This is a genomic window from Caballeronia sp. INML2, from assembly GCF_023631365.1.
Taxonomy (GTDB): Bacteria; Pseudomonadota; Gammaproteobacteria; order Burkholderiales; family Burkholderiaceae; genus Caballeronia; species Caballeronia turbans.
The window spans coordinates 98,588-120,343 of the sequence record NZ_JALQDH010000002.1 but is presented as its reverse complement, the minus strand read 5'-3'; the positions used below and the strand labels follow the sequence as shown (position 1 = coordinate 120,343).

21 protein-coding genes, 1 pseudogene and 1 riboswitch are annotated in these 21,756 nt (G+C 63.8%); of the genes and pseudogenes, 18 read left to right on the top strand and 4 right to left on the bottom strand.

The window, feature by feature from the left end; genetic code table 11:
• Nucleotides 1-41: 41 nt before the first annotated feature.
• Nucleotides 42-217, bottom strand: a riboswitch (yybP-ykoY riboswitch).
• Nucleotides 218-425: 208 nt separating this feature from the next.
• Entirely contained in the window at nucleotides 426-2,021 is a 1,596-nt protein-coding gene (locus NCT32_RS00595; protein ID WP_250476170.1) for an ABC transporter substrate-binding protein, read from the top strand.
• 11 nt (nucleotides 2,022-2,032) lie between these two features.
• Here the strand turns inward: NCT32_RS00595 and NCT32_RS00590 are convergent.
• Nucleotides 2,033-2,705, bottom strand: a pseudogene (locus tag NCT32_RS00590) (MBL fold metallo-hydrolase).
• Between the two features lie 105 nt (nucleotides 2,706-2,810).
• Between NCT32_RS00590 and NCT32_RS00585 the strand changes: the two are divergent.
• Genes NCT32_RS00585 through NCT32_RS00570 form a run of 4 tightly spaced genes read left to right on the top strand, consistent with a single transcriptional unit; the run spans nucleotide 2,811 to nucleotide 7,066 of the window.
• A complete protein-coding gene (locus tag NCT32_RS00585) occupies nucleotides 2,811-3,233 on the top strand; it encodes a MerR family DNA-binding transcriptional regulator (RefSeq protein ID WP_061116781.1) in 423 nt (140 codons plus the stop codon).
• 32 nt (nucleotides 3,234-3,265) lie between these two features.
• Nucleotides 3,266-5,068: a bifunctional isocitrate dehydrogenase kinase/phosphatase gene (aceK, locus tag NCT32_RS00580; protein WP_250476169.1), complete on the top strand. Its 1,803-nt coding sequence runs from the start codon at nucleotides 3,266-3,268 to the stop codon at nucleotides 5,066-5,068.
• Between the two features lie 29 nt (nucleotides 5,069-5,097).
• Entirely contained in the window at nucleotides 5,098-5,880 is a 783-nt protein-coding gene (gene can / locus NCT32_RS00575) for a carbonate dehydratase (protein WP_250489840.1), read from the top strand.
• Nucleotides 5,873-7,066 carry an acetyl-CoA C-acetyltransferase gene (locus NCT32_RS00570; protein WP_061116778.1) on the top strand — a complete coding sequence of 398 codons (1,194 nt, stop codon included), beginning with the start codon at nucleotides 5,873-5,875 and terminating at the stop codon, nucleotides 7,064-7,066. The genes can and NCT32_RS00570 overlap by 8 nt, the downstream gene beginning before the upstream one ends.
• Nucleotides 7,067-7,139: 73 nt before the next feature.
• On the opposite strand, the gene NCT32_RS00565 is transcribed toward NCT32_RS00570, so the two are convergent.
• Entirely contained in the window at nucleotides 7,140-7,382 is a 243-nt protein-coding gene (locus NCT32_RS00565; RefSeq protein WP_250476168.1) for a hypothetical protein, read from the bottom strand.
• Between the two features lie 102 nt (nucleotides 7,383-7,484).
• The gene (gene ubiM / locus NCT32_RS00560; RefSeq protein ID WP_250489839.1) at nucleotides 7,485-8,786 is read right to left on the bottom strand and encodes a 5-demethoxyubiquinol-8 5-hydroxylase UbiM; all 1,302 of its coding nucleotides are present in this window, start codon (nucleotides 8,784-8,786) and stop codon (nucleotides 7,485-7,487) included.
• Nucleotides 8,787-8,804: 18 nt separating this feature from the next.
• On the opposite strand from ubiM, the gene NCT32_RS00555 reads away from it, so the two are divergent.
• From NCT32_RS00555 to NCT32_RS00495, 13 genes are all read left to right on the top strand, one after another.
• Entirely contained in the window at nucleotides 8,805-9,482 is a 678-nt protein-coding gene (locus NCT32_RS00555; protein WP_061116775.1) for an SDR family oxidoreductase, read from the top strand.
• A gap of 13 nt (nucleotides 9,483-9,495) precedes the next feature.
• Entirely contained in the window at nucleotides 9,496-10,104 is a 609-nt protein-coding gene (locus NCT32_RS37445; protein ID WP_250476166.1) for a glutathione S-transferase family protein, read from the top strand.
• On the top strand, nucleotides 10,101-10,520 hold the full coding sequence (locus tag NCT32_RS00545) for a YchJ family protein (protein ID WP_250476165.1): 420 nt from the start codon (nucleotides 10,101-10,103) through the stop codon (nucleotides 10,518-10,520). Before NCT32_RS37445 ends, NCT32_RS00545 begins: the two co-directional genes overlap by 4 nt.
• Nucleotides 10,521-10,845: 325 nt before the next feature.
• Nucleotides 10,846-12,102, top strand: a complete 1,257-nt coding sequence (locus tag NCT32_RS00540) for a dienelactone hydrolase family protein (protein WP_250489838.1) — start codon at nucleotides 10,846-10,848, stop codon at nucleotides 12,100-12,102.
• Nucleotides 12,103-12,400: 298 nt separating this feature from the next.
• Nucleotides 12,401-13,708 carry an adenosylmethionine--8-amino-7-oxononanoate transaminase gene (locus tag NCT32_RS00535; RefSeq protein ID WP_250476163.1) on the top strand — a complete coding sequence of 436 codons (1,308 nt, stop codon included), beginning with the start codon at nucleotides 12,401-12,403 and terminating at the stop codon, nucleotides 13,706-13,708.
• Entirely contained in the window at nucleotides 13,705-14,895 is a 1,191-nt protein-coding gene (bioF, locus tag NCT32_RS00530; protein ID WP_250476162.1) for an 8-amino-7-oxononanoate synthase, read from the top strand. Before NCT32_RS00535 ends, bioF begins: the two co-directional genes overlap by 4 nt.
• The gene (gene bioD / locus NCT32_RS00525) at nucleotides 14,892-15,593 is read left to right on the top strand and encodes a dethiobiotin synthase (protein WP_250476161.1); all 702 of its coding nucleotides are present in this window, start codon (nucleotides 14,892-14,894) and stop codon (nucleotides 15,591-15,593) included. Before bioF ends, bioD begins: the two co-directional genes overlap by 4 nt.
• A 4-nt stretch (nucleotides 15,594-15,597) precedes the next feature.
• Nucleotides 15,598-16,638 carry a biotin synthase BioB gene (gene bioB / locus NCT32_RS00520; RefSeq protein ID WP_250476160.1) on the top strand — a complete coding sequence of 347 codons (1,041 nt, stop codon included), beginning with the start codon at nucleotides 15,598-15,600 and terminating at the stop codon, nucleotides 16,636-16,638.
• A complete protein-coding gene (locus NCT32_RS00515; RefSeq protein ID WP_250476159.1) occupies nucleotides 16,635-17,576 on the top strand; it encodes a glyoxylate/hydroxypyruvate reductase A in 942 nt (313 codons plus the stop codon). The genes bioB and NCT32_RS00515 overlap by 4 nt, the downstream gene beginning before the upstream one ends.
• Nucleotides 17,577-17,603: 27 nt before the next feature.
• Nucleotides 17,604-18,527 (top strand): hydroxymethylglutaryl-CoA lyase, encoded by a 924-nt coding sequence (locus tag NCT32_RS00510; RefSeq protein WP_250489837.1) that lies wholly within the window; start codon nucleotides 17,604-17,606, stop codon nucleotides 18,525-18,527.
• Between the two features lie 16 nt (nucleotides 18,528-18,543).
• Nucleotides 18,544-19,041, top strand: a complete 498-nt coding sequence (locus NCT32_RS00505) for a YbaK/EbsC family protein (RefSeq protein WP_086960813.1) — start codon at nucleotides 18,544-18,546, stop codon at nucleotides 19,039-19,041.
• 35 nt (nucleotides 19,042-19,076) lie between these two features.
• Entirely contained in the window at nucleotides 19,077-19,634 is a 558-nt protein-coding gene (locus tag NCT32_RS00500) for a DUF1289 domain-containing protein (protein ID WP_250476186.1), read from the top strand.
• The gene (locus NCT32_RS00495; protein ID WP_250476158.1) at nucleotides 19,631-20,542 is read left to right on the top strand and encodes an MBL fold metallo-hydrolase; all 912 of its coding nucleotides are present in this window, start codon (nucleotides 19,631-19,633) and stop codon (nucleotides 20,540-20,542) included. The genes NCT32_RS00500 and NCT32_RS00495 overlap by 4 nt, the downstream gene beginning before the upstream one ends.
• Nucleotides 20,543-20,719: 177 nt before the next feature.
• Here NCT32_RS00495 and NCT32_RS00490 read toward each other — a convergent pair whose 3' ends face one another.
• Nucleotides 20,720-21,610, bottom strand: coding sequence for an alpha/beta fold hydrolase (locus NCT32_RS00490; protein ID WP_250476157.1), 891 nt, complete (start codon nucleotides 21,608-21,610; stop codon nucleotides 20,720-20,722).
• Nucleotides 21,611-21,756 lie beyond the last annotated feature (146 nt).

The window sequence follows — 21,756 nt, the reverse complement described above, 5'->3', positions numbered from 1 at the left end:
AAGACAGGGATGTTGTAGTTGTAGGGACACGATAATTCCACGGCCGGACGTCGAGCGAACCACGATGCGCCACGCGCCGTCCGACCAAGAACGACATAGCGCATCGATGGTCTCGCCAAACCGTTCCGGTCGAACGCGCCACGGCAGCAGGGCCGAGGATGTTGACGCGTTCTCCTTCGCTCGCGAAGGAAGGCTACTCCCCAAAGACGGCGCAAGTTTAGCCCGTTGCGCCCGATTTCGGCAAGCCGCGCATGCACGGGACAGAACCGTCATGAATATGCGTATGCCGATCGAATCGTTGTCGGCGCCGAGTGCATTCGGTAATCTGGCCGCGCCGGGCGCGTCGCTTGCTGCGCGCCCAAGCGATCCTACAAGACTGCAACAAGAACCAAACGTTGTGTGACCGCAAGGTCACGGGAGATCTCATGCGCCTGAAACTTCTCGCCGCGGCAGCGGCCGTATCCATCCTCGCCGCGCCGACAATCGCGATGAGCAAGCCGCTCACCGTCTGCACCGAATCGAGCCCGGACGGCTTCGATGTCGTGCAATTCAATTCGCTCGTGACGACCAATGCGTCGGCGGATGTCGTCTTCAATACGCTCGTCTCTTACGACGAAGCCGCGAAGAAGGTCGCGCCTTCGCTCGCGGAAAAGTGGGACGTGAGCAGCGATGGCCTGACTTACACGTTCCATCTGCGTCCGAACGTCCAGTTCCAGACGACCGATTACTTCAAACCGACGCGCCCGCTCGGCGCCGACGATGTCGTCTTCACGTTCGAGCGCATGCTGTCGGACAGCAATCCGTGGCACAAAGTGGCGGGCGCGAGCGGCTTTCCGCACGCGCAGTCGATGGGCCTCGTGAAGCTCATCAAGGCCGTATCGAAAGTCGATGACCATACAGTGAAATTCGAGCTCAACGAGCCGAACGCGACCTTCGTGCCGATTCTCACGATGGGCTTCGCATCGATCTATTCATCCGAATACGCGGACAAGCTGCTGAAGGCGAACCAGCAAAACGATCTGAACAGCAAGCCCATCGGCACCGGCCCGTTCGTGCTGAAGAGCTACACGAAGGATTCGGTGATCCGCTACGACGTCAATCCGACGTACTGGGGTCCGAAGCCGAAGGTCGATCGCCTGATCTACGCGATCACGCCGGATGCGTCCGTGCGCGCGCAGAAGATCAAGGCGGGCGAATGCCAGATCGCGCTTTCGCCGAAGCCGCAGGACGTGCTCGACGCGAAAAAGGACAAGTCGCTGAAAGTCAGCGAAGCGCCCGCGTTCATGACGGCGTTCGTCGCGCTCAATACGCAGAAGAAGCCGCTCGATAACCCGAAGGTGCGTCAGGCGATCAACATGGCCTTCGATCGCACGACGTACATGAAGACCGTGTTCGACAATACGGCCACGCCCGCCGTGAATCCGTATCCGCCCAACACGTGGAGCTACGACAAGACCATCGCGGCGTACAAGTATTCATCCGCCGATGCGAAGAAACTGCTCGCCGACGCAGGCTTCCCGAACGGTTTCGACACGACCATCTGGGTGCGCCCGAACGGCAGCGTGCTGAATCCGAATCCGAAAGCCGGCGCCGAATTGCTGCAGGCCGACCTCGCGAAGATCGGCGTGAAGGCGCAAGTCAAGGTGATCGAGTGGGGCGAACTGATCAAGGAGGCGAAGCAAGGTCAGCATGACATGCTGTTCATGGGCTGGGCCGGCGATAACGGCGACCCCGACAACTACATGTCGCCGCTCTTCAGTTGCAATGCGGTGAAGTCGGGCATCAACTTCGCGCGCTACTGCGACAGCCGGCTAGACAAGCTCATCGCCGACGGCAAATCGACGCCCGATGTCGCGCAGCGCACCAAGGCCTATGTCGATGCGCAGAAGATCATCCACGACCAGGCGCTGTGGATTCCGCTCGTCTATCCGACGGCTGCGGCGCTCACGCGTGCGAACGTCAGCGGCTATAACGTGAGTCCGTTCGGGCGCGTGAACTTCGGCGGCGTTTCCGTGCAGTAACTACCACAATGTCAAACCGGCGAAAAGCGGATCACGCCGTCATCGCCGGTTTCGCGCCTCAACGTGCCATCGAGCCAGAGCAGATTCAGATGCGCGAGTGCTTCGCCGAGCGCGAATGTCATCTGATGAATGTCGAGCTTTCGCTTGAACATGATCGGCACGATATCCGCGGCGCTGCACGGTTTCAGTGCGCACGCCTCGCGCACCTCCGCGAGCCGCGCGCGATGATGCTCGCGTAATTGCCCGATGCGCGTCTTCGCCGCCGGCGTTGGAGCCGTCGCCGGCGGCCATCACGCGGCCCATCGCGTATTCGCCCAGCGAGATCCAGAGGCGCACGTTCCAGCGCTTTTTGTCGCCGCCGTTGCAGATCCAGTCGGCAAGGCCCAGATGGTCCGGATGGCAATGCGTGACGATCACGCGCAGCACGGGCAGGCCATCGAGCACGGTGTCGAACACACGCTCCCAGTTCGCTCGGATCGTGTCGTTCGAAATGCCGCAGTCGATCACGGTCCAGCCCTTCACGCCGTCGATCTCGTCGCGCAGCAGCCAGAGATTGATGTGATCGAGCGCGAACGGCAACGGCATGCGCAGCCAGAAAACGCCCGGCGCCACTTCCTTGACACCGCCCGATTCGGGCAGCGCGTCGGCGAAAACATAATCGAGCTGGTGTTCGAGTGCGTTCATTCGGTCCGTGTCTCCGGGTTTGCGCCGCGTTGCAATTTAGCGAAGTTGACGATAACGTAAACATCCATTCTAACGTTGCGCGCGCATTTGCGCTGCCGGCCCGCGATGACTCAGCCGACGCACTACACGATCACCGAACTGTCGCGCGAATTCGACATCACACCGCGTGCGATTCGCTTCTACGAAGATCAGGGCCTGCTCGCGCCGAAGCGCGAAGGCTCGAACGGCCTGCGGCGCGTGTATTCGCCGCGCGACCGTACGCGCCTCAAGCTCACGCTGCGCGGCAAGCGGCTCGGCTTCACGCTGTCGGAAATCCGCACGCTGCTCGATCTCTATGACTCGCCGACCGGCTCGACCACGCAATTGCAAGCGTTCGTCGATACGATCGCGGCGCATCGCGAGGTGCTCGAACGTCAGCTCGAAGACCTGAACACGACGCTCACCGAGCTCGCCGCGTATGAGGAACAAGGCCGCGCGCTGATCGCAGCAGGAACGGAAAAGCGCGCGCGCAAACCCAAAGCGGCATGACGTGACTGCCCCACCCGAAGCGCAGGGTCGACATGAATCATTTCCCCAAGCTGCTCTCGTCGCAAATCGGCTTCGATGTCGCGCAGACGATACTCGAAGGCTTCGAGCATCACTACCGCGTGTTCCGGGACGCCGCGATCAAGGCGAAGGGCCTGTTCGAGCGCGGCGAATGGCTCGCGGTGCAGCAACTGGCGCGCGAGCGCATTGCATCGTATGACGATCGCGTCGCCGAATGCGTGACGCTGCTCGAAGACGAATACGACGCCGAGAACATCGACGACGACGTGTGGCAGCAGATCAAGCTGCACTACATCGGCTTGCTGACGACGCACCGCCAGCCCGAATGCGCGGAGACGTTCTTCAATTCCGTGTGCTGCAAGATCCTGCATCGCTCGTACTTCAACAACGATTTCATCTTCGTCCGGCCGGCAATCTCGACCGAATACATCGAAAACGATGAACCCGCCGCGAAGCCCACCTATCGCGCGTATTACCCGCAGAAGGACGGCCTCGCCGCGACGCTCGAGCGCATCGTCACGAATTTTCAGCTCGATCCGCCGTTCGAAGACTTGCAGCGCGACGTGCAATGCGTGATACAGGCGATGCGCGATGCTTTCGGCGATATCACGCCCGCGCCGAATTTTCAGATTCATGTGCTGTCGTCGCTGTTCTTCCGGAACAAGGCGGCGTATATCGTCGGGCGCGTCATCAACGGCGATGCGCTGCTGCCCTTCGCCATCGCCATCCGGCACACGTCGCCCGGGCTGCTCGCGCTCGACACCGTGCTGCTGTCGCGCGAGCAGGTGCTCATTATCTTCAGCTTCTCGCACTCGTATTTTCTGGTCGATATGGAAGTGCCATCGGCGTATGTGCAGTTCCTGAGCACGATCATGCCGCGCAAACCGAAGGCCGAAATCTATACGTCGCTCGGCTTGCAGAAGCAGGGCAAGAACGATTTCTATCGCGACTTGCTGCATCATCTGTCGCATTCGAGCGATAAGTTCATCGTCGCGCCCGGCATCAAAGGGCTCGTGATGATCGTCTTCACGCTGCCGTCGTTTCCTTATGTGTTCAAGCTCATCAAGGACGCGTTTCCGCCGCCGAAGGAAACCACGCGGCAGAAGATCCAGGACAAGTATCAGCTCGTGAAGCGTCACGATCGCCTGGGCCGCATGGCCGACACGCTCGAATATTCGAGCGTCGCGCTGCCCGTCGCGCGCCTCGACGACGCGCTCATCCGCGAACTGGAGAAGGAAGCGCCGTCGATGATCGAGTACGAAGGCGACAATCTCGTCATCCGGCACGTGTATATCGAGCGCCGCATGGTGCCGCTGAATCTCTTTCTGAAAGACGGAAGCGATGACGAAGTCGATCACGGCATCAAGGAATACGGCGATGCGATCAAGCAGCTGATCCAGGCCAACATCTTCCCCGGCGACATGCTGTACAAGAACTTCGGCGTGACGCGGCACGGTCGCGTGGTGTTCTACGACTACGACGAAATCGAGTATCTGACCGACTGCAACGTGCGCCGCGTGCCGCCGCCGCGCAATGAGGAAGACGAGCTGTCGGGCGAACCGTGGTATACCGTCGGGCCGCACGATATCTTTCCCGAAACGTACGGCACATTTCTGCTCGGCGATCCGCGCGTGCGCGAGGCGTTCATGCGCCATCACGCGGATTTTTTCGATCCCGCGCTCTGGCAGCGCTACAAGGAACAACTGCAGCGCGGCGAACTCGCCGATTTCTTTCCCTATGACCGGGACGTCCGATTCTGCATCCGTTATCCGGAGCGCTTCGACGAGTCCGGCCGACACGACGCGCGCGCCGCCTGACGCGCGCCGTCCCGCTTTGACTTTCGAACATGAACCCTACTTCCGACAACAACGAAACCTCGACTCCGCTTGCTCACCTGTTCGCCAACAATCAGGAATGGGTTCAGCGCAAGCTCGCCGAGGACGCCGACTTCTTCCAGCGTCTCGCGCATCAGCAGACGCCGGAATATCTGTGGATCGGTTGCGCAGACTCGCGCGTGCCCGCCAACGAAATCATCGGCCTGCCGCCGGGCGAAGTGTTCGTGCACAGAAACATCGCGAACGTGGTCGTGCACTCGGACCTCAACTGTCTTTCGGTTATCCAGTTCGCCGTCGATCTGCTGAAGGTGAAGCACATCATGGTCGTCGGCCATTACGGTTGCTCAGGCGTGGGCGCGGCACTCGTCGGGCGGCGCGTCGGTCTCGCGGACAACTGGCTGCGCCATGTCGAAGACGTGCGCGAGAAGCACGCCGGGCTGCTCGACGAATGGCCGATGGGCGACGCGCGGCATCGCCGTCTCGTGGAGCTGAACACGATCGAGCAGACCATCAATGTATGCCGCACGACCGTCGTCAACGATGCATGGGCGCGCGGTCAGGAACTCACCGTGCACGGCTGGACCTACGGCGTGCACGATGGCCGCCTGCGCAACATGGGCATGATGATCGGCGCATCGGATGTGATCGATCCGGTGTATCAGTCGTGCATTGCCGCGATGAGCCGAAGCGGCGCGCATTCCGCGGAGAACGATGTACTCGCGTCCGATGCGGCGCGTCTGGGCGATATTCCCGCCGTTATTCAAGGCGTCATCAAGGAGTTGAAACATGAGTGAGACACAAACCGATCCCGTCGTCATCGTATCGGCGGCGCGCACGCCAATGGCGGCGTTTCAGGGCGATTTCGCGTCGCTGACCGCGGCAGAGCTCGGCGCTGCGGCGGTCAAGGCCGCAGTCGAGCGCGCGGGTGTGAAACCCGAGCAGATCGACGAGGCGATCATGGGTTGCGTGCTGCCCGCCGGCCAGGGCCAGGCGCCCGCGCGTCAGGCTGCACTCGGCGCGGGGCTGCCGCTGTCGACCGGCTGCACGACGATCAACAAGATGTGCGGCTCCGGCATGCGCGCCGCGATGTTCGCGCATGACATGCTGCTCGCCGGATCGGTCGATGCGATCGTCGCGGGCGGCATGGAAAGCATGACGAACGCGCCGTATCTTTTGCCGAAGGCACGCGGCGGCATGCGCATGGGCCACGGTCAGGTGCTGGATCACATGTTCCTCGACGGCCTCGAAGACGCGTACGAGAAGGGCCGCCTGATGGGAACGTTCGCGGAGCAATGCGCATCGTCGTATGCGTTCTCACGTGAGTCGCAGGATGCGTTCGCAGTCGAATCGCTGCGGCGCGCGCAACGGGCGAACGAAGACGGCTCGTTCAAGTGGGAGATCGCGGCGGTCACCGTGCCGGGCAAAAAAGGCGATACGGTCGTCGATCGCGACGAGCAGCCGTTCAAGGCCAACATCGACAAGATTCCGTCGCTCAAGCCCGCGTTTGCCAAGGACGGGACGGTGACGGCTGCCAATTCGTCGTCCATTTCGGATGGCGCGGCGGCGCTCGTGATGATGCGCGAGTCGACGGCGAAACGTCTCGGTGTGTATCCGATTGCGCGCGTCGTCGGGCACAGCACGTTTGCGCAGCAGCCCGCGCTGTTCACGACGGCGCCCGTCGGTGCGATCAACAGGCTCTTCGAGAAGAACGGCTGGCGCGCGAGCGATGTCGATCTGTATGAAATCAACGAAGCGTTCGCCGTCGTGACGATGGCCGCGATGCGCGAGCACGATCTGCCTCACGACAAGGTCAACGTGAATGGCGGCGCGTGTGCGCTCGGGCATCCTATCGGGGCTTCGGGGGCGCGGATTCTGGTGACGTTGCTCGGCGCGTTGAAGTCGCGCGGGCTGAAGCGTGGCGTCGCGAGTTTGTGTATCGGCGGCGGCGAAGCGACCGCGATGGGCGTGGAACTGGTTTGAGTGCCGCGGGCCGGTCCGGGTGTTGGGTGTCGGGTGCCGGGGCCGGCGCGGTTGCTAGTTGATGACGTTCGTATCAGCCAGAAACATCGGAATCTCCGGTGCTGGCGTGACGATCGAAAATGGAATCGTCGCAGTCGATTTTCGGAAAACTCATGAGGGCTCTGATGAAGCCTGCGTTATCGTCATCGTCCGGCTCCCCCATCTGCCTTCGCACTTGCGCCTCGATCTTCATGCGTCGGGCGGTATACGCCTGAAGCTCCCGAAGCTCGCTCTCGTCGATATTCGACGGTAAGGTTCCTTGAATGATTTTGAACATGGTCTGCTCCTCGTCTGAGCGTTGCGAGTAGCGAGACTGTACTCCGATTTAATAAGCATCCCTAGTCATCCAAACGATATAGGAATTTACTGCAACGACCCTTCATCGCCCCGCCAAAGACATCGCCACGGCGCGCTTGAACGGCGTCAATCTTTCGCCGATGCGCAACATCGCGTCACGCGCGACCCGCGCGGGCAACGAATCGCGCGTATAGATCTCCGTGATGAACCGCGTGATCAGATAAAGCGGCCGCGTCTCCTGCCGATGCTTCTGCTCATATCGCGCGAGCAGCGCATCGCCGGCGATATCGAGCCCCGCCGCGCGCGCATCGCCAATGCCGCGTGAAAGCATCTCGATGCCCGCCAGCCCGAAATTGAACCCATGTGCCGTGACCGGATGCATGCCGACCGCCGCATCGCCGACCGTCGCGAAACGCTTCGCCACGAAACGCTTCGGATAAACCGACACCAGCGGATAGACATGCCGCGTCGTGCGCAACGCCATCGTCCCGAGCCTTCGCTCGAAGCGTCGCTCGATTTCGCGATTGAACGCATCGGCATCGAGCGCGTTCAGTCGCTCTGTGTCACGCGCGTCGAGTGTCACCACGACCGACGACCGATGCGCGCCTGTTTCCGGATCAGGATTCATCGGCAGCAGCGCGAGCGTCTGCCGATGGCCGAACCATTCCCACGCCGCGTGATCGTGCGGCGCGTCGTGCGTCATGCAGCAAACCAGCATGGACTTGCCGAAATCGTGCATGTCGGCGGCGATGCCCAGCATGCGGCGCGTGGCGGAGAAACGGCTGTCCGCCGCGACGACGAGCTGCGCCTCGATCGTCTCGCCGCTTTCGAGCCGCACGCGCGCGCCGGAAGCATCGGTATCGATATCGATCACGCGCTCGGACGCGATGATGCGGATGTCCGCGCCCGACGCGCGACGATGCCCGACCGCATCGAACGCCGCGCGCCGGATCAGATGATTCGACACGAGCCAGCCGAGCTCGGCATGCCCCGCAAGCGCGTGACCGATCTTCAGCGAGAACGGCGACGACCCGTTGAAGATGCGCGCGTCCGCAAGCTGCGATTTCGCGTGCGCGCCGATACGTGCCCACACGCCGAGCGTCTTCAGAAACGTGACGGATTTCTGCGTCAACGCGATCTCGCGTCCGTCGAACGCGGGCTCGCGCAGCGCGTCGTCGCTCTGCTGCTCGACGAGCACGATCGACAAATCCGCGCCGCTCAACGCATTCGCCAGACACAAACCCGCCGGCCCCGCGCCGACGATCACGATATCGGTATGCCTCATCTTTCCGTCTTGCTTTTCTGAAAGCGCACAACGATAGCCGAAAGGCCGGCGAACGATCCGCGACGCCGAGTCGCGCGCTATAGTCGCAAGGTCGTCCAAACAAGGAACGTATCGGTCATGAAAACGGTATTGATCGTCGGCGCGTCGCGCGGCCTCGGCCACGAATTCGCGCGCGAATATTGTCGCGATGGCTGGCGCGTGCTCGCCACGGCACGCGACAAGGCCTCGCTCTCCGCGCTCGACGCGATGGGCGCGCAAACCTTCCCGCTCGACGTCACGCAGCCCGAGCAGATCGCCGCGCTCGCGTGGCAACTGGACGAGGAAAAGCTGGACGTGGCGATCGTGGTTGCGGGCGTGTACGGTCCGCGCACCGAAGGCGTCGAAACCATCGGCGCCGACGATTTCGATCAGGTCATGCACACGAACGTCCGCGGCCCGATGCAACTGATTCCCGTGCTTCTGCCGCTCACCGATGCCGCGAACGGCGTGCTCGCGGTCGTGTCGAGCAAGATGGGCAGCATCGGCGGGGCGAGCGGCACGACCGGCTGGCTGTATCGGGCGAGCAAGGCGGCGCTCAATTCGGCGCTGAAAGTGGCGTCGCTGGAATCGCGTCATTCGGCGTGCGTCGCGCTGCATCCGGGCTGGGTGCGCACGGAAATGGGCGGACCGTCGGCGGCGATCGACGTCGCGCACAGCGTGTCGGGCATGCGCGCGGTGATCGCCGAAGCGGGCGCGATGCGCGACGCGTTCAACGGGACCTTCGTGCAATACGACGGCACGAAGCTCGAATGGTGAAACTGGAGGGAATGTGACCTATCAAGTACACGGCGTTTCCGCATCGGGCAACTGCTACAAGGTTCGCCTCATCCTCGAACAGCTCGGCCTGCCTTACGCGTGGCATGAAGTCGACATGATGCACGGGGCGACCCGCACCGACGAATTCAAACGGCTCAATCCGAACGGCAAGGTGCCGGTGCTCGTCATCGACGAACACACGACGCTATCCGAATCCGACGCGATCCTCTGCTATCTCGCCGACGGCACTCCCCTCATGCCGACCGATCGCCTCGAGCGCGCGCAAGCGCTGCAATGGATGTTCTTCGAGCAGTACAGTCATGAGCCGTATGTGGCCGTGGCGCGCTTCATCCTGCAGTTTCAGAAGAATCCCGGCGATGCCCGCCTGCCCGAGAAGATCGCCGGTTCCTATCGCGCGCTCGACGTGATGGAGCAGCATCTCGCCACCCGCACGTATTTCGTCGGCGAGCGGTACAGCGTCGCCGATATCGCGCTCTATGCGTACACGCACGTCGCCGGTGAAGCGAATATCGACCTGTCGCGCTACCCGGCGATCCGCGCGTGGCTCGAACGCGTGCGCAGCCAGCCGCGGCATGTCGAGATGCCGGGCGTCGATCAATGAAGCCGGTGGACTGTCCCTGCGGCGGCGCCGCGCCCGATCAGCGCCCCAATGCACGCGCGCCGCGTTACGAAGCGTGCTGCGGGCGGTTCATCGAGGGCAGCGAAAAGCCCGCCAGCGCGATGGAACTGATGCGTTCGCGCTACACCGCCTACGTGCTCGGCGACACGGCCTATCTTCGTGCGACATGGGCCGAATCCACGTGCCCACCCGACCTCGACGCAGCCGACGCAGGCACGCGCTGGCTCGGCCTGCAGATCATGCGCCACACACGAATCGATGCCGATCACGAGGAAGTGGAGTTCGTTGCGCGCTACAAGACAGGCGGGCGCGCGCACCGGTTGCACGAGGCGAGCCGCTTCACGCGCAACATCGATGGAAACTGGATTTACGTCGATGGACAGATAAAAGAAAAGTAAATATGTCTTTAAGAAATATGCAGTGGCGTACGGTATTAATTTCCTAAGAATTTCCTTTCAGATTAAACAGTTACGGGGTACCACTTATTGTGCAGTGCAATTTTGAACGGTTAATCTGTGTTCGTCAGGGCGCAGTCATCTCCGTGCCCGGACGCTCGCAGCGAAGCCCCGTTTTGAAGCCAATTGTCATGCCTTTTTCGGGCATGACTCCCGGAACCCGCAGCCGATACTGCTCTTCACGAGCAGCGCGATAGGTTTGTGACTTCAAAAAGCGTTGGGCCGCGCCGGATCAACGCCTTATTGGAAGCGCAGTCGGAGTTCACGGATGGCGATCAGAACCTGGTTGGTCGGATGCGGCATGGTGTGCGCGCTCGCGACGTCACTCGTCACGTCCGCCGTGCGCGCCGAACCGATCGGCGGCGTGCGTCAATCCGAAGGTCTCCAGGCGCCCGCATTCGGCCAGCCGCTTTCCCGCATTCCCGATTCGCTCGATGCCGGCCTGCCCGCCGTCTCGAATGGGCTGAACGAAGCCGTCATCGAAATTCCCGAAGCGGACATCGCGCTCGAAACCACGGTATTCAAGCCGGACGGCGCCGGCCCATTCCCGATGATCGTCTTCAACCACGGCAAGCTTCCCGGCGACTCGCACGCTCAGCCGCGCAATCGGCCGGTCGCGCTCGCGCGTGAATTCGTGCGCCACGGCTATGTCGTGGTCGTGCCGAATCGCCGTGGTTTCGCGGGCTCGGGCGGCGATTATGCCGGCCACGGCTGCGACGTCGAGGCGAACGGCTTCGCCCAGGCACAGGATGTCGCGGCGACCGTCGCGTACATGAGCGAGCAGGCGTATGTCGACAAGACACATATCGTCGTCGCGGGCACGTCGCACGGCGGCCTGACGACGATCGCCTACGGCGCGCGCGATGCCGTCGCGGCGCCCGGCGTGCGCGGCCTCATCAACTTCTCGGGCGGCCTGCGTCAGGACGAATGCACGGGCTGGCAGAAAAACCTCGTCAGCGCGTTCGGCGATTACGGCCAGAACGTGCGCCTGCCGTCGTTGTGGCTCTATGGCGACAACGACTCGGTCTGGCAGGGCGATCTTTCCACGCAGATGTTCACCGCCTTCACGTCGCACGGTGCGCGCGCGAACATGGTCGATTTCGGCACCTACAAGAACGATGCGCATCGGCTCGTCGGCGATCGCGACGGCGTGCAGATCTGGTGGCCGCGCGTGAGGTCCTTCCTCGCGCAGATCGGCATGCCGACCGCCGTGCAGTACCAGGTTTCCGAGCCGAACATGCCGAACGCGACCCACTTCGCGGATCTCGATTCGGTGCAGGCCGTTCCGTACGTCGATGAAAACGGCCGCGCCGGCTATCGCAACTTCCTCTCGCAGTATTCGAGCCGCGCGTTCGCCGTGTCGGATTCCGGCGCGTGGTCGTGGGCCGAAGGCGGCGACGATCCGATGGCCGTCGCCATTGCGAGCTGCCAGAAGCAGAGCGCCGATCCTTGCAGGCTCTACGCGGTGAACAATCGCGTCGTCTGGAACGATCAGGCGGCCGAGACGCAGACCGCATCGCGCTGACCGCGCCCTTTCCCGATTCCTCCGAACGCCGGTCTTCGCACCGGCGTTCGCCTTTATCGAACACGCATCTTCCGCGCCAATCCGCCGACAACGCTTCGAATTGAACGAAGTTGCGTGCGATAGCGCGTTTTCGCATTTCCGTTGGGCACGCGCGCATGCCCAAAAAAACCTTCCGAATACGGAAGCCTGCGCATCTTTTAGGGATAATTGACTCGCGCAGTTTCCCCGCAACGCAGGCGTCCAGGCGCCTGCCCGACGTATCCGGCCCGCACCGCGCGCGCGGGCCTGGGAGCCGTTTTTGAACACAGAAGCCAATCAGGACTGGGTTGCCCGCTCGCTTGCAGCCGTGTGGCATCCGTGCACCCAGATGAAACATCATGAGCGCGTGCCGCTCGTGCCGATCGCGCGCGGCAAGGGCGCGTGGCTCTACGATCCGCAAGGCAACCGCTATCTTGATGCGATCAGCTCGTGGTGGGTGAATCTCTTCGGCCACGCGAACGACGACATCAACCGCGCGCTGAAAGATCAGCTCGACACGCTCGAACACGCGATGCTCGCCGGCTGCACGCACGCACCGGCGGTCGAACTGGCCGAGCGTCTTTGTGCGCTGACCGGCCGCACGCTCGGACATGCCTTTTTTGCGTCGGACGGCGCCTCGGCGGTCGAGATCGCGCTGAAGATGAGCTTTCACTTCTGGCGCAATCGCGGACGGGGCGGGAAGCGCGAGTTCGCGTGCCTTGCGAACAGCTATCACGGTGAAACGATCGGCGCGCTCGGCGTCACCGATGTCGCCATTTTCAAGGACGCTTACGATCCGCTGATTCGTCATGCGCATGTGGTCGCGTCGCCGGCCGCGGTGGGCGTCGATGAAGCCATCGGCGCAATGCGCGCGCTGTTCGAGCAACGCGCGTCGGCACTCGCGGCGGTCATCGTCGAGCCGCTCGTGCAATGCGCGGCTGGCATGGCCATGTATGACGCGTCGTATCTCACGCAGTTGCGCGCACTTTGCGACGAATTCGGCGTGCATCTGATCGCCGATGAAATTGCGGTCGGCTGCGGGCGCACCGGTACGTTTTTCGCGTGCGAGCAGGCCGGAATCTGGCCGGATTTCATTTGCCTGTCGAAGGGCATCAGCGGCGGCTACCTGCCGCTTTCGATTGTCCTCACGCGTGACGATATCTACGCCGCCTTTTACGACGACGACATCACCCGCGCCTTTCTGCATTCGCATTCGTACACGGGCAACCCGCTCGCGTGCCGCGCCGCGCTGGCGACGCTCGATCTCTTCGAGCGCGCGAACGTGCTCGCGGAGAACCGGCGCAAGTCCGCGTTGCTGCACGAAGCGTTGCAGCCGCTGCTCGAACATGAGCGCGTGCGCAATCTGCGCCAGCGCGGCACGATCTTCGCGTTCGATGTCGATATCGACGACAAGACTTTCTCGCGGCGCTTTTTCGCCAACGCGTTGCAGCGCGAACTGCTGATGCGTCCGATCGGCACGACGGTCTATCTGATGCCGCCGTACATCCTCTCCGACGACGAACTCCTGCTCCTCGCGCAACGCACGCGCGACACGCTCGACGCGACGCTTGGCGGAGACGCAACATGACGAACACTTCGCAAGCGCTGTATGAAACGCTGAAGCAAGGCCTCGCCGATATCGACGCGCGCGGCCTGCGACGCCGCCGCAAGACGATCGACAGCGCGTGCTCCGCGCACATGACGGTCGATGGCCGCGAGATGGTCGGCTTCGCGAGCAACGATTATCTCGGCCTCGCCGCGCACGAAGCGATCCGCGCGGCGCTCGGGCAGGGCGCGTCGCTGTTCGGCGCCGGCAGCGGCGGCTCGCATCTGCTCGGCGGCCATTCGCGCGCACACGCGCAACTCGAAGACGATCTCGCCGCGTTCTCGGGCGGTTTCGTCGACAACCCGCGCGCGCTCTTCTTCAGCACCGGCTACATGGCGAACCTCGCCGTGGTGACCGCGCTCGCCGGGCGCGGCACGCTCGTGTTCTCCGATGCACTGAACCACGCGTCGCTCATCGACGGCGTGCGCCTGTCGCGCGCGGAAACGCAGATCTACCCGCACGCCGACATGGACGCACTCGACGCGATGCTCGACGCCTCAGGTGACTGCGCCGCGACGAAGCTCATCGTCACCGATACGGTGTTCAGCATGGACGGCGACATCGCGCCGCTCGCGCGTCTCGTCGAACTCGCGGAGAAATACGGCGCGTGGCTCGTCGTCGACGATGCGCACGGTTTCGGCGTGCTCGGCCCGCAAGGACGCGGCGCGTTGGCGCATTACGCGCTGCGCTCGCCGCATCTCGTCTATGTGGGCACGCTCGGCAAGGCGGCGGGCGTCGCGGGCGCGTTCGTCGCGGCGGATGAAACCGTCGCCGAATGGCTCGTGCAGCGGGCGCGTCCGTATATCTTCACGACGGCGTCGCCGCCCGCTGTCGCGCATGCGGTGTCGGCGAGCGTGAGGATCATCGGCAGCGACGAGGGCGATCAGCGGCGCGCGCATCTCGCATCGCTCATCGAGACGACCCGCGCGATGCTGAAACGCACGCGCTGGATGCCCGTCGATTCGCATACCGCCGTGCAGCCGCTCGTGATCGGCGGCAACGACGAAACGCTGGAAATCGCCGCCGCGCTCGACAAGCACGGCCTCTGGGTGCCCGCGATTCGCCCGCCGACGGTTCCCGCCGGCACCTCGCGGCTGCGCATTTCGCTTTCCGCCGCGCACAGCGAGGACGATCTCGCGCGCCTCGATCACGCTTTGAACACGCTATGACCGCCTTATCGCTATTCGTCGCCGGAACCGATACGGAAATCGGCAAGACCTTCGTCTCCGCGGCGCTGCTGCACGGCTTCGCGCGCGCCGGCCTGCACGCCGCCGCGATGAAGCCGATCGCGTCGGGCGCCAGCGAGCGCGACGGCGTGCTGCACAACGAAGACGCCGATCAGCTCGACGCCGCCGCGAGCGTCGCACTGCCCAACGACATCCGCACGCCGTTCATGATGCGCGAGCCGATCGCGCCGCACATCGCCGCCGCGCGTGAAGGCATCGCGCTCGATATCGGGCGCATCGTCGACGCGCATCGCCATGCCGCGACGAAAGCGGATATCGTCGTGGTGGAAGGCGTCGGCGGGTTTCGCGTGCCGCTCGACGATACGCACGACACCGCCGATCTCGCCGTCGCGCTGAATCTGCCGGTGGTGCTCGTGGTCGGCATGCGGCTCGGCTGCATCAGCCACGCGCTCTTGACCGCGGAAGCCATCGCCTCGCGCGGACTGACGCTCGCGGGCTGGGTCGCGAATCGCGTCGACCCGAACATGCTGTATCCGGACGAAAATATCGCAACGCTCAAGCAACGCATCGAAGCGCCGCTCATCGGCGTGATCCCGCATCTCGCGCCGAACGACGCACGGCGCGCCGCCGATTCGCTCGACATCGGCCTTCTGACAGACCAGCTTCATCGAAAGGATTGACCCCATGACACAGCAAACCGCCGCAGAGACCACTTCCACGACCACGCCGCAGCCGATGCAGCGCTGGCGCGTCGCCGATGTCGTCGCGCTGTACGACTTGCCGTTCAACGATCTGCTCTATCGCGCGCAGACCGTGCATCGCGAAAATTTCGATCCGAACGCGGTGCAGCTTTCCACGCTGCTCTCGATCAAGACGGGCGGCTGCGAGGAAGACTGCGCGTACTGTCCGCAATCGGTGCATCACGACACCGGCCTCAAGGCCGACAAGCTGATGGACGTCGACGAAGTGCTGAAGGCGGCCGAAGTCGCGAAGTCCAACGGCGCGACGCGCTTTTGCATGGGCGCGGCGTGGCGCAATCCGAAGGATCGTCATCTGGAGCCGATCAAGGACATGATCCGCGGCGTCAAGGCGATGGGCCTCGAAACCTGCGTGACGCTCGGCATGCTCGAAGCGCATCAGGCGCAGGGGCTGCGCGAAGCCGGTCTCGATTACTACAACCACAATCTCGATACGTCGCCGGAGTTTTACGGTCAGATCATCTCGACGCGCACGTATCAGGATCGTCTCGACACGCTGGAGCACGTGCGCGACGCGGGCATCAATGTCTGCTGCGGCGGGATCGTCGGCATGGGCGAGTCGCGGCGCGAGCGTGCGGGGCTGATCTCGCAGCTCGCGAACATGGAGCCGTATCCCGAATCGGTGCCGATCAACAATCTCGTGCAGGTCCCGGGCACGCCGCTCACGGGCGTCGACGCACTCGATCCGTTCGAGTTCGTGCGCACGATCGCGGTCGCGCGCATCACGATGCCGAAGGCGATGGTGCGTCTCTCCGCCGGTCGCGAGCAGATGGACGAAGCGCTGCAGGCGCTGTGCTTCGCCGCCGGCGCGAATTCGATTTTCTACGGCGACCAGCTTCTGACGACGAGCAACCCGCAAGCCGAAGCGGACCGCAAGCTGATCGAGCGTCTCGGCATGCGCGCGGAGTCTGCGCAGAACGTCGGCGTCGAAAGCACCGGGCGCTCGTGCGGACACGGCCACGCATGAAAATCATCTTCTACGAAAAGGGCGCCGATCTCGACGCGTGGCTCGGCGGCCTGAGACGCGAGTTGCCGGATGCGGACCTGCGCGTGTGGGAACCGGGGGACACCGCGCCCGCCGATTACGCGATCGTCTGGCGGGCGCCGCGCGAACTCTTCGCGAATCGTCCGGATCTGAAGGCCGTGTTCAATCTCGGCGCGGGCGTCGACGCCATTCTCGATGTCGAGCGCAAGGAACCCGGCACGTTGCCGCCGAACGCGAAGCTCGTGCGTCTCGAAGATACCGGCATGGCCCGGCAGATGGTCGAATATGCGACCTACTGCGTGCTGCGCTATCTGCGCCGTTTCGACGAATACGACGCGCTGCAACGCGAACGCCGCTGGGAAAAGCTGCCGCAGCACGCGCGCGAGTCGTTCACCGTCGGCGTGCTCGGGCTCGGCGTGCTGGGCGCTGAAGTCGCGAAGGGACTGCTGAAGCTCGGCGTGCCGGTGCGGGGCTACAGCCGGTCGCCGAAGATGATCGAAGGCGTGCAGGTTCACGCAGGCCCCGATCAGTTCGATGCTTTTCTGGACGGCGTGAAGGTGCTCATCAACCTGTTGCCGCATACGCCCGACACCGAAGGCATTCTGAACGCGCGCGCGTTCGGCAGGCTCGCGCGCGGCGCGTATCTCGTGAACGTCGCGCGCGGCCCGCATCTCGTCGACGCCGATCTGCTCGCCGCGCTCGACAGCGGCCAGATCGCCGCCGCCACGCTCGATGTCTTCCACACGGAACCGCTGCCGCAGGATCATCCGTTCTGGACCCACCCGCGCGTGTCGGTCACGCCGCACATTTCGGCGGAAACGCTGCGCGAAGAAAGCATCGTGCAGATCGCCGGCAAGATCAAAGCGCTCGCGCGCGGCGAACCGATCAGCGGCATCGTCGATTTCAAGCGCGGGTACTGAACGCATCGCACATAAAAGGAGACAGCCATGATTCCGGCCAAGGTGAAAATCGTCGAAGTCGGGCCGCGCGACGGCCTGCAGAACGAAAAGGAGTTCGTGCCCACGCAAACCAAGATGGAGCTCGTGAACCGGCTCGCGCGCGCGGGCATCGTCAATGTGGAATCGACGTCGTTCGTGTCGCCCAAATGGGTGCCGCAGATGGCCGACGCCGCCGCCCTGATGGCTGGCATCGAGCGCCGTCCGGGCACGATCTACTCCGTGCTGACGCCGAACATGCGCGGCTTCGAAGGCGCGCTCGAATCGAAGGCCGATGAGATCGTGATCTTCGGCGCGGCGAGCGAGGCGTTCTCGCAGAAGAACATCAACTGCAGCATCGCGGAGAGCATCGCGCGTTTCGAGCCGGTCGCGAAAGCCGCGAAGGACGCGGGCATGCGCCTGCGCGGCAGCATCTCGTGCGCGCTCGGCTGCCCGTATCAGGGCGAAGTGAGCATCGAGTCGGTCGTGGATGTCGTCGAGCGCATGAAGGCGCTCGGCTGCGATGAAATCGACATCGCCGATACGATCGGCGTCGGCACGCCCAAGCGCACCCGCGAAGTGCTCGCGGCGGCGCAGAAGGTGTTTCCGCGCGAGCGGCTCTCCGGGCACTTTCACGACACGTACGGACAGGCCATTGGCAACATCTATGCGGCGCTGCTCGAAGGCATCGAGATTTTCCACGCATCGGTCGCGGGGCTCGGCGGCTGTCCGTATGCCAAGGGCGCGACCGGGAATGTCGCGACGGAAGACGTCGTCTATCTGATGAACGGGCTCGGCATCGAGACGGGCGTCGATCTGGATCAGCTCGTCGATATCGGCGATTTCATTTCGCGCGCTATCGCCAAGCCCAGTTCGTCGCGCGCCGGCCGTGCGCTCTTCACGAAAAAGCGCGATGGCGTCGCCGCCTGCGCCTGAACGACAAAGGACCACGATGATCGATCAATTACCCGATTCCGCGCGGCGCGTCGCGCTCTTGCTGAAGGAACGCGGCCATCCGCACGACGTCGTGATGCTGCCGGAAACCGGAAAGACTTCCGCCGAGGCCGCCGCCGGCCTGGGCTGCGCGGTCGCGCAGATCGCCAAGTCGATTCTCTTTCGGCGCCGCGAGGACGATGCGCCCGTGCTCGTGATCGCGAGCGGCGCGAATCGCGTGGACGAGGCGAAGGTCGCGGCGCGCGTCGGCGCACTGGCGCGCGCGGATGCGAAGTTCGTGCGCGAGAAGACCGGCTATGCGATCGGCGGTGTGTGCCCCATCGGCCACGCGGTCGAGCCGGTCACGCTGATCGACGAAGACCTGCTCGCGCTCGACAGTCTCTGGGCCGCGGCGGGGCATCCGCATGCGGTGTTCAATCTGTCGCCGCAAGAGTTGATCGAGTTGACGGGCGCGCCGGTCGTCGATGTCGCCTTGCGCGAGACGGCCGAGTCATGACCGGCCTGGCGTCGCCGTGCGTCGACGTCTGCCGCATGAACCCGGAGACCGGCTTCTGCGACGGCTGCCTTCGCACCATCGGCGAAATCGCGGCGTGGGCCTCCAGCGACGATCATGAAAAGCGCGCGGTGCTCGCGCGCGTCGAGAGCCGCCGCCATGGCGCGCGCGTCGTGACGATCGGCGAATCGTTCGAAGCGACGCTCGCGCTGCCGCCCGATTCGATCAAACATTTCGCGACGCTCGTCAACGATCTCAACCCGCTGCATCACGACGACGCCTACGCGCGCGCGAGCCGCTTCGGTTCGCTGATCGCCTCCGGCACGCAGCCGACCGCGCATCTGATGGCGATGCTCGCCGCGCATTTCTCGCGCGACGCGCAGCCGCTCGGCCTCGAGTTCGGGATCAAGCTGACGCGCGCCGCGAAGGCGAACGACGTGCTCACGATGTTCTGGCGCGTCACCGAAGCGAAGTGGAAAGCGAGCCTCGGCGGCGACCTCGTGAAGCTCGAAGGCGGCGCGCGCAATCAGCACGGCGAGACGGTGATGAAGGGGACGGCCACCATCCTCGTGATGCCGAAGGAGCCGCGCGCGTGAAGGCGCTTCCGGAATCCATGACGGTGTTCGAGCGCGGCTGGCTGTCCTCGAACAATGTGCTGTTCGCGAGCGATGAAGGCACCGCGATCGTCGATACCGGCTATGCGTCGCACGCGCCGCAGACGCTCGCGCTCGTCAAGCAGAAGCTCGGCGCGCGCACGCTCGATCTGATCGTCAACACGCATCTGCATTCGGATCATTGCGGCGGCAACGCGCTGCTTCAGAAAAACCATGCGTGCCGCACGCTGATTCCCGCGAGCGAGGCGCACGCCGTGCGCACGTGGGATGAAGAAGCGCTCACGTTTCGCGCAACCGGCCAGCGCTGCGAACGCTTCGACTTCACGGGAACGATCGAACACGGCACGACGCTCGCGCTCGGCGGCTTCGAATGGAACGTGCTCGGCGCGCCGGGCCACGATCCGCATTCCTTGATGCTGCATTGTCCGCAGATGCGCGTACTGATCAGCGCCGACGCGTTATGGGAAAACGGCTTCGGCGTGATCTTTCCCGAGTTGGAAGGCGACAGCGGTTTCGCGGAAGAGCGCGCGGTGCTCGAACTGATCTCGACGCTCGACGTCGATCTCGTGATTCCCGGGCACGGCGCGCCATTCACCGATGTCGCGCGCGCGCTCGATGTGGCTGCATCGCGGCTCGACTATCTGCAAGCCGATCCCACACGCAACGCGAAGAACGCGCTCAAGGTGCTGATCGTGTTCAAGCTGATGGAAGTGCGCGCGATGTCCTTCGACGCCTTGCTCGCAATGACCGGGCAAGCCCGCGCGATGCGCGCCGCCGCCGATGCGCTCGCGCGGCCGGGCGAGCGTCGGAGGCTCATCGAGACGATTGTCGGGGAATTGGCGCGCGGCGGCTCGGTGAACGTGAGCGGCGCGATGCTGTCGGCGGCCTGATCAAACCGGACGCCCAAAAGAAAGCCGCTTGTCAGCTACGGCAAGCGGCAGAATCATAGGGACGTGATCAACGTCCAGCGTATCGTAGCGCGACGCTGTTTCACGTGCATCGGTGCTTTCCCTACAAAACTTTAACGATCACCTGAATCGGCGTAAGACCCAATGCCGGCGCGGGTTTCAGGGGGCATCGGCCTCGAAGAAGGCGAGCATTTCCGCGAGCAGCATGTCGGGCTGTTCCTCGGGAATGTAGTGCCCGCACGGCAGCGCGCGGCCGCTCACGTCGCGTGCGACGCGCCGCCATTCATCGAGCGCATCGAAGCATCGCTCGATCACGCCTTCTTCTCCCCACAGCACGCGCAGCGGACACGCGACCTTCAGGCCGCGTTCGAGATCGGCGCGATCGTGGTCCAGATCGATGCTCGCCGATGCGCGGTAGTCCTCGCACATCGCGAAGATCGCGCCGGGCGATGCGAGCGCGTCGCGATACGCCTGCAACGCGTGCGGCGCGAACGGCGCGAGTCCCGCGTGCCGATTGCCCATCACGCGATCGATATAGGCGTTCGGATTGCCGCCGATCAGCAACTCGGGCAACGGCGACGGTTGAATCAGCAGGAACCAGTGGAAGTATGCGGTCGCGAAGGCGCGGTCGGTCGCCTCGTACATCGCGAGCGTCGGCGCGATATCGAGCAGCATCAGACGATCGACGGCATCCGGAAAGTCCATCGCCATGCGATGCGCGACACGCGCGCCGCGATCATGCGCGCAGACGAGAAAGCGTTCGAAGCCGAAGTGACGCATCACCGCGACCTGATCGGCGGCCATCGCGCGCTTCGAATACGGCGTGTGACGCGCGTCGCTTTTCGGCTTCCCCGACGCGCCGTAGCCGCGCAGATCCGTGGCGATCACGCTGAAGTGTTTGGCAAGCTCGCCGGCGCACTTGTGCCAGATTTCGTGCGTTTGCGGATGACCGTGCATGAGGAGCAGCGGCGGTCCGTCACCGCCTTTCATCCCGACGATTTCGACGTCCCCCGCATCGACGCGAAACGGCTCGTAGTCTCCGAAAGACATGGTGTTTTCTTGTTCGTGGCATTGCGGGTCATTGTAGGCGCGGGGGCGCCATTGCTCACGCGCCGGAGGGCGTGCGAACGCGGAAACCGAAGACTTCTTCGGGAAATGGCGGATGTTTCGCCGACGATGCCGTGCTTATAATCGAA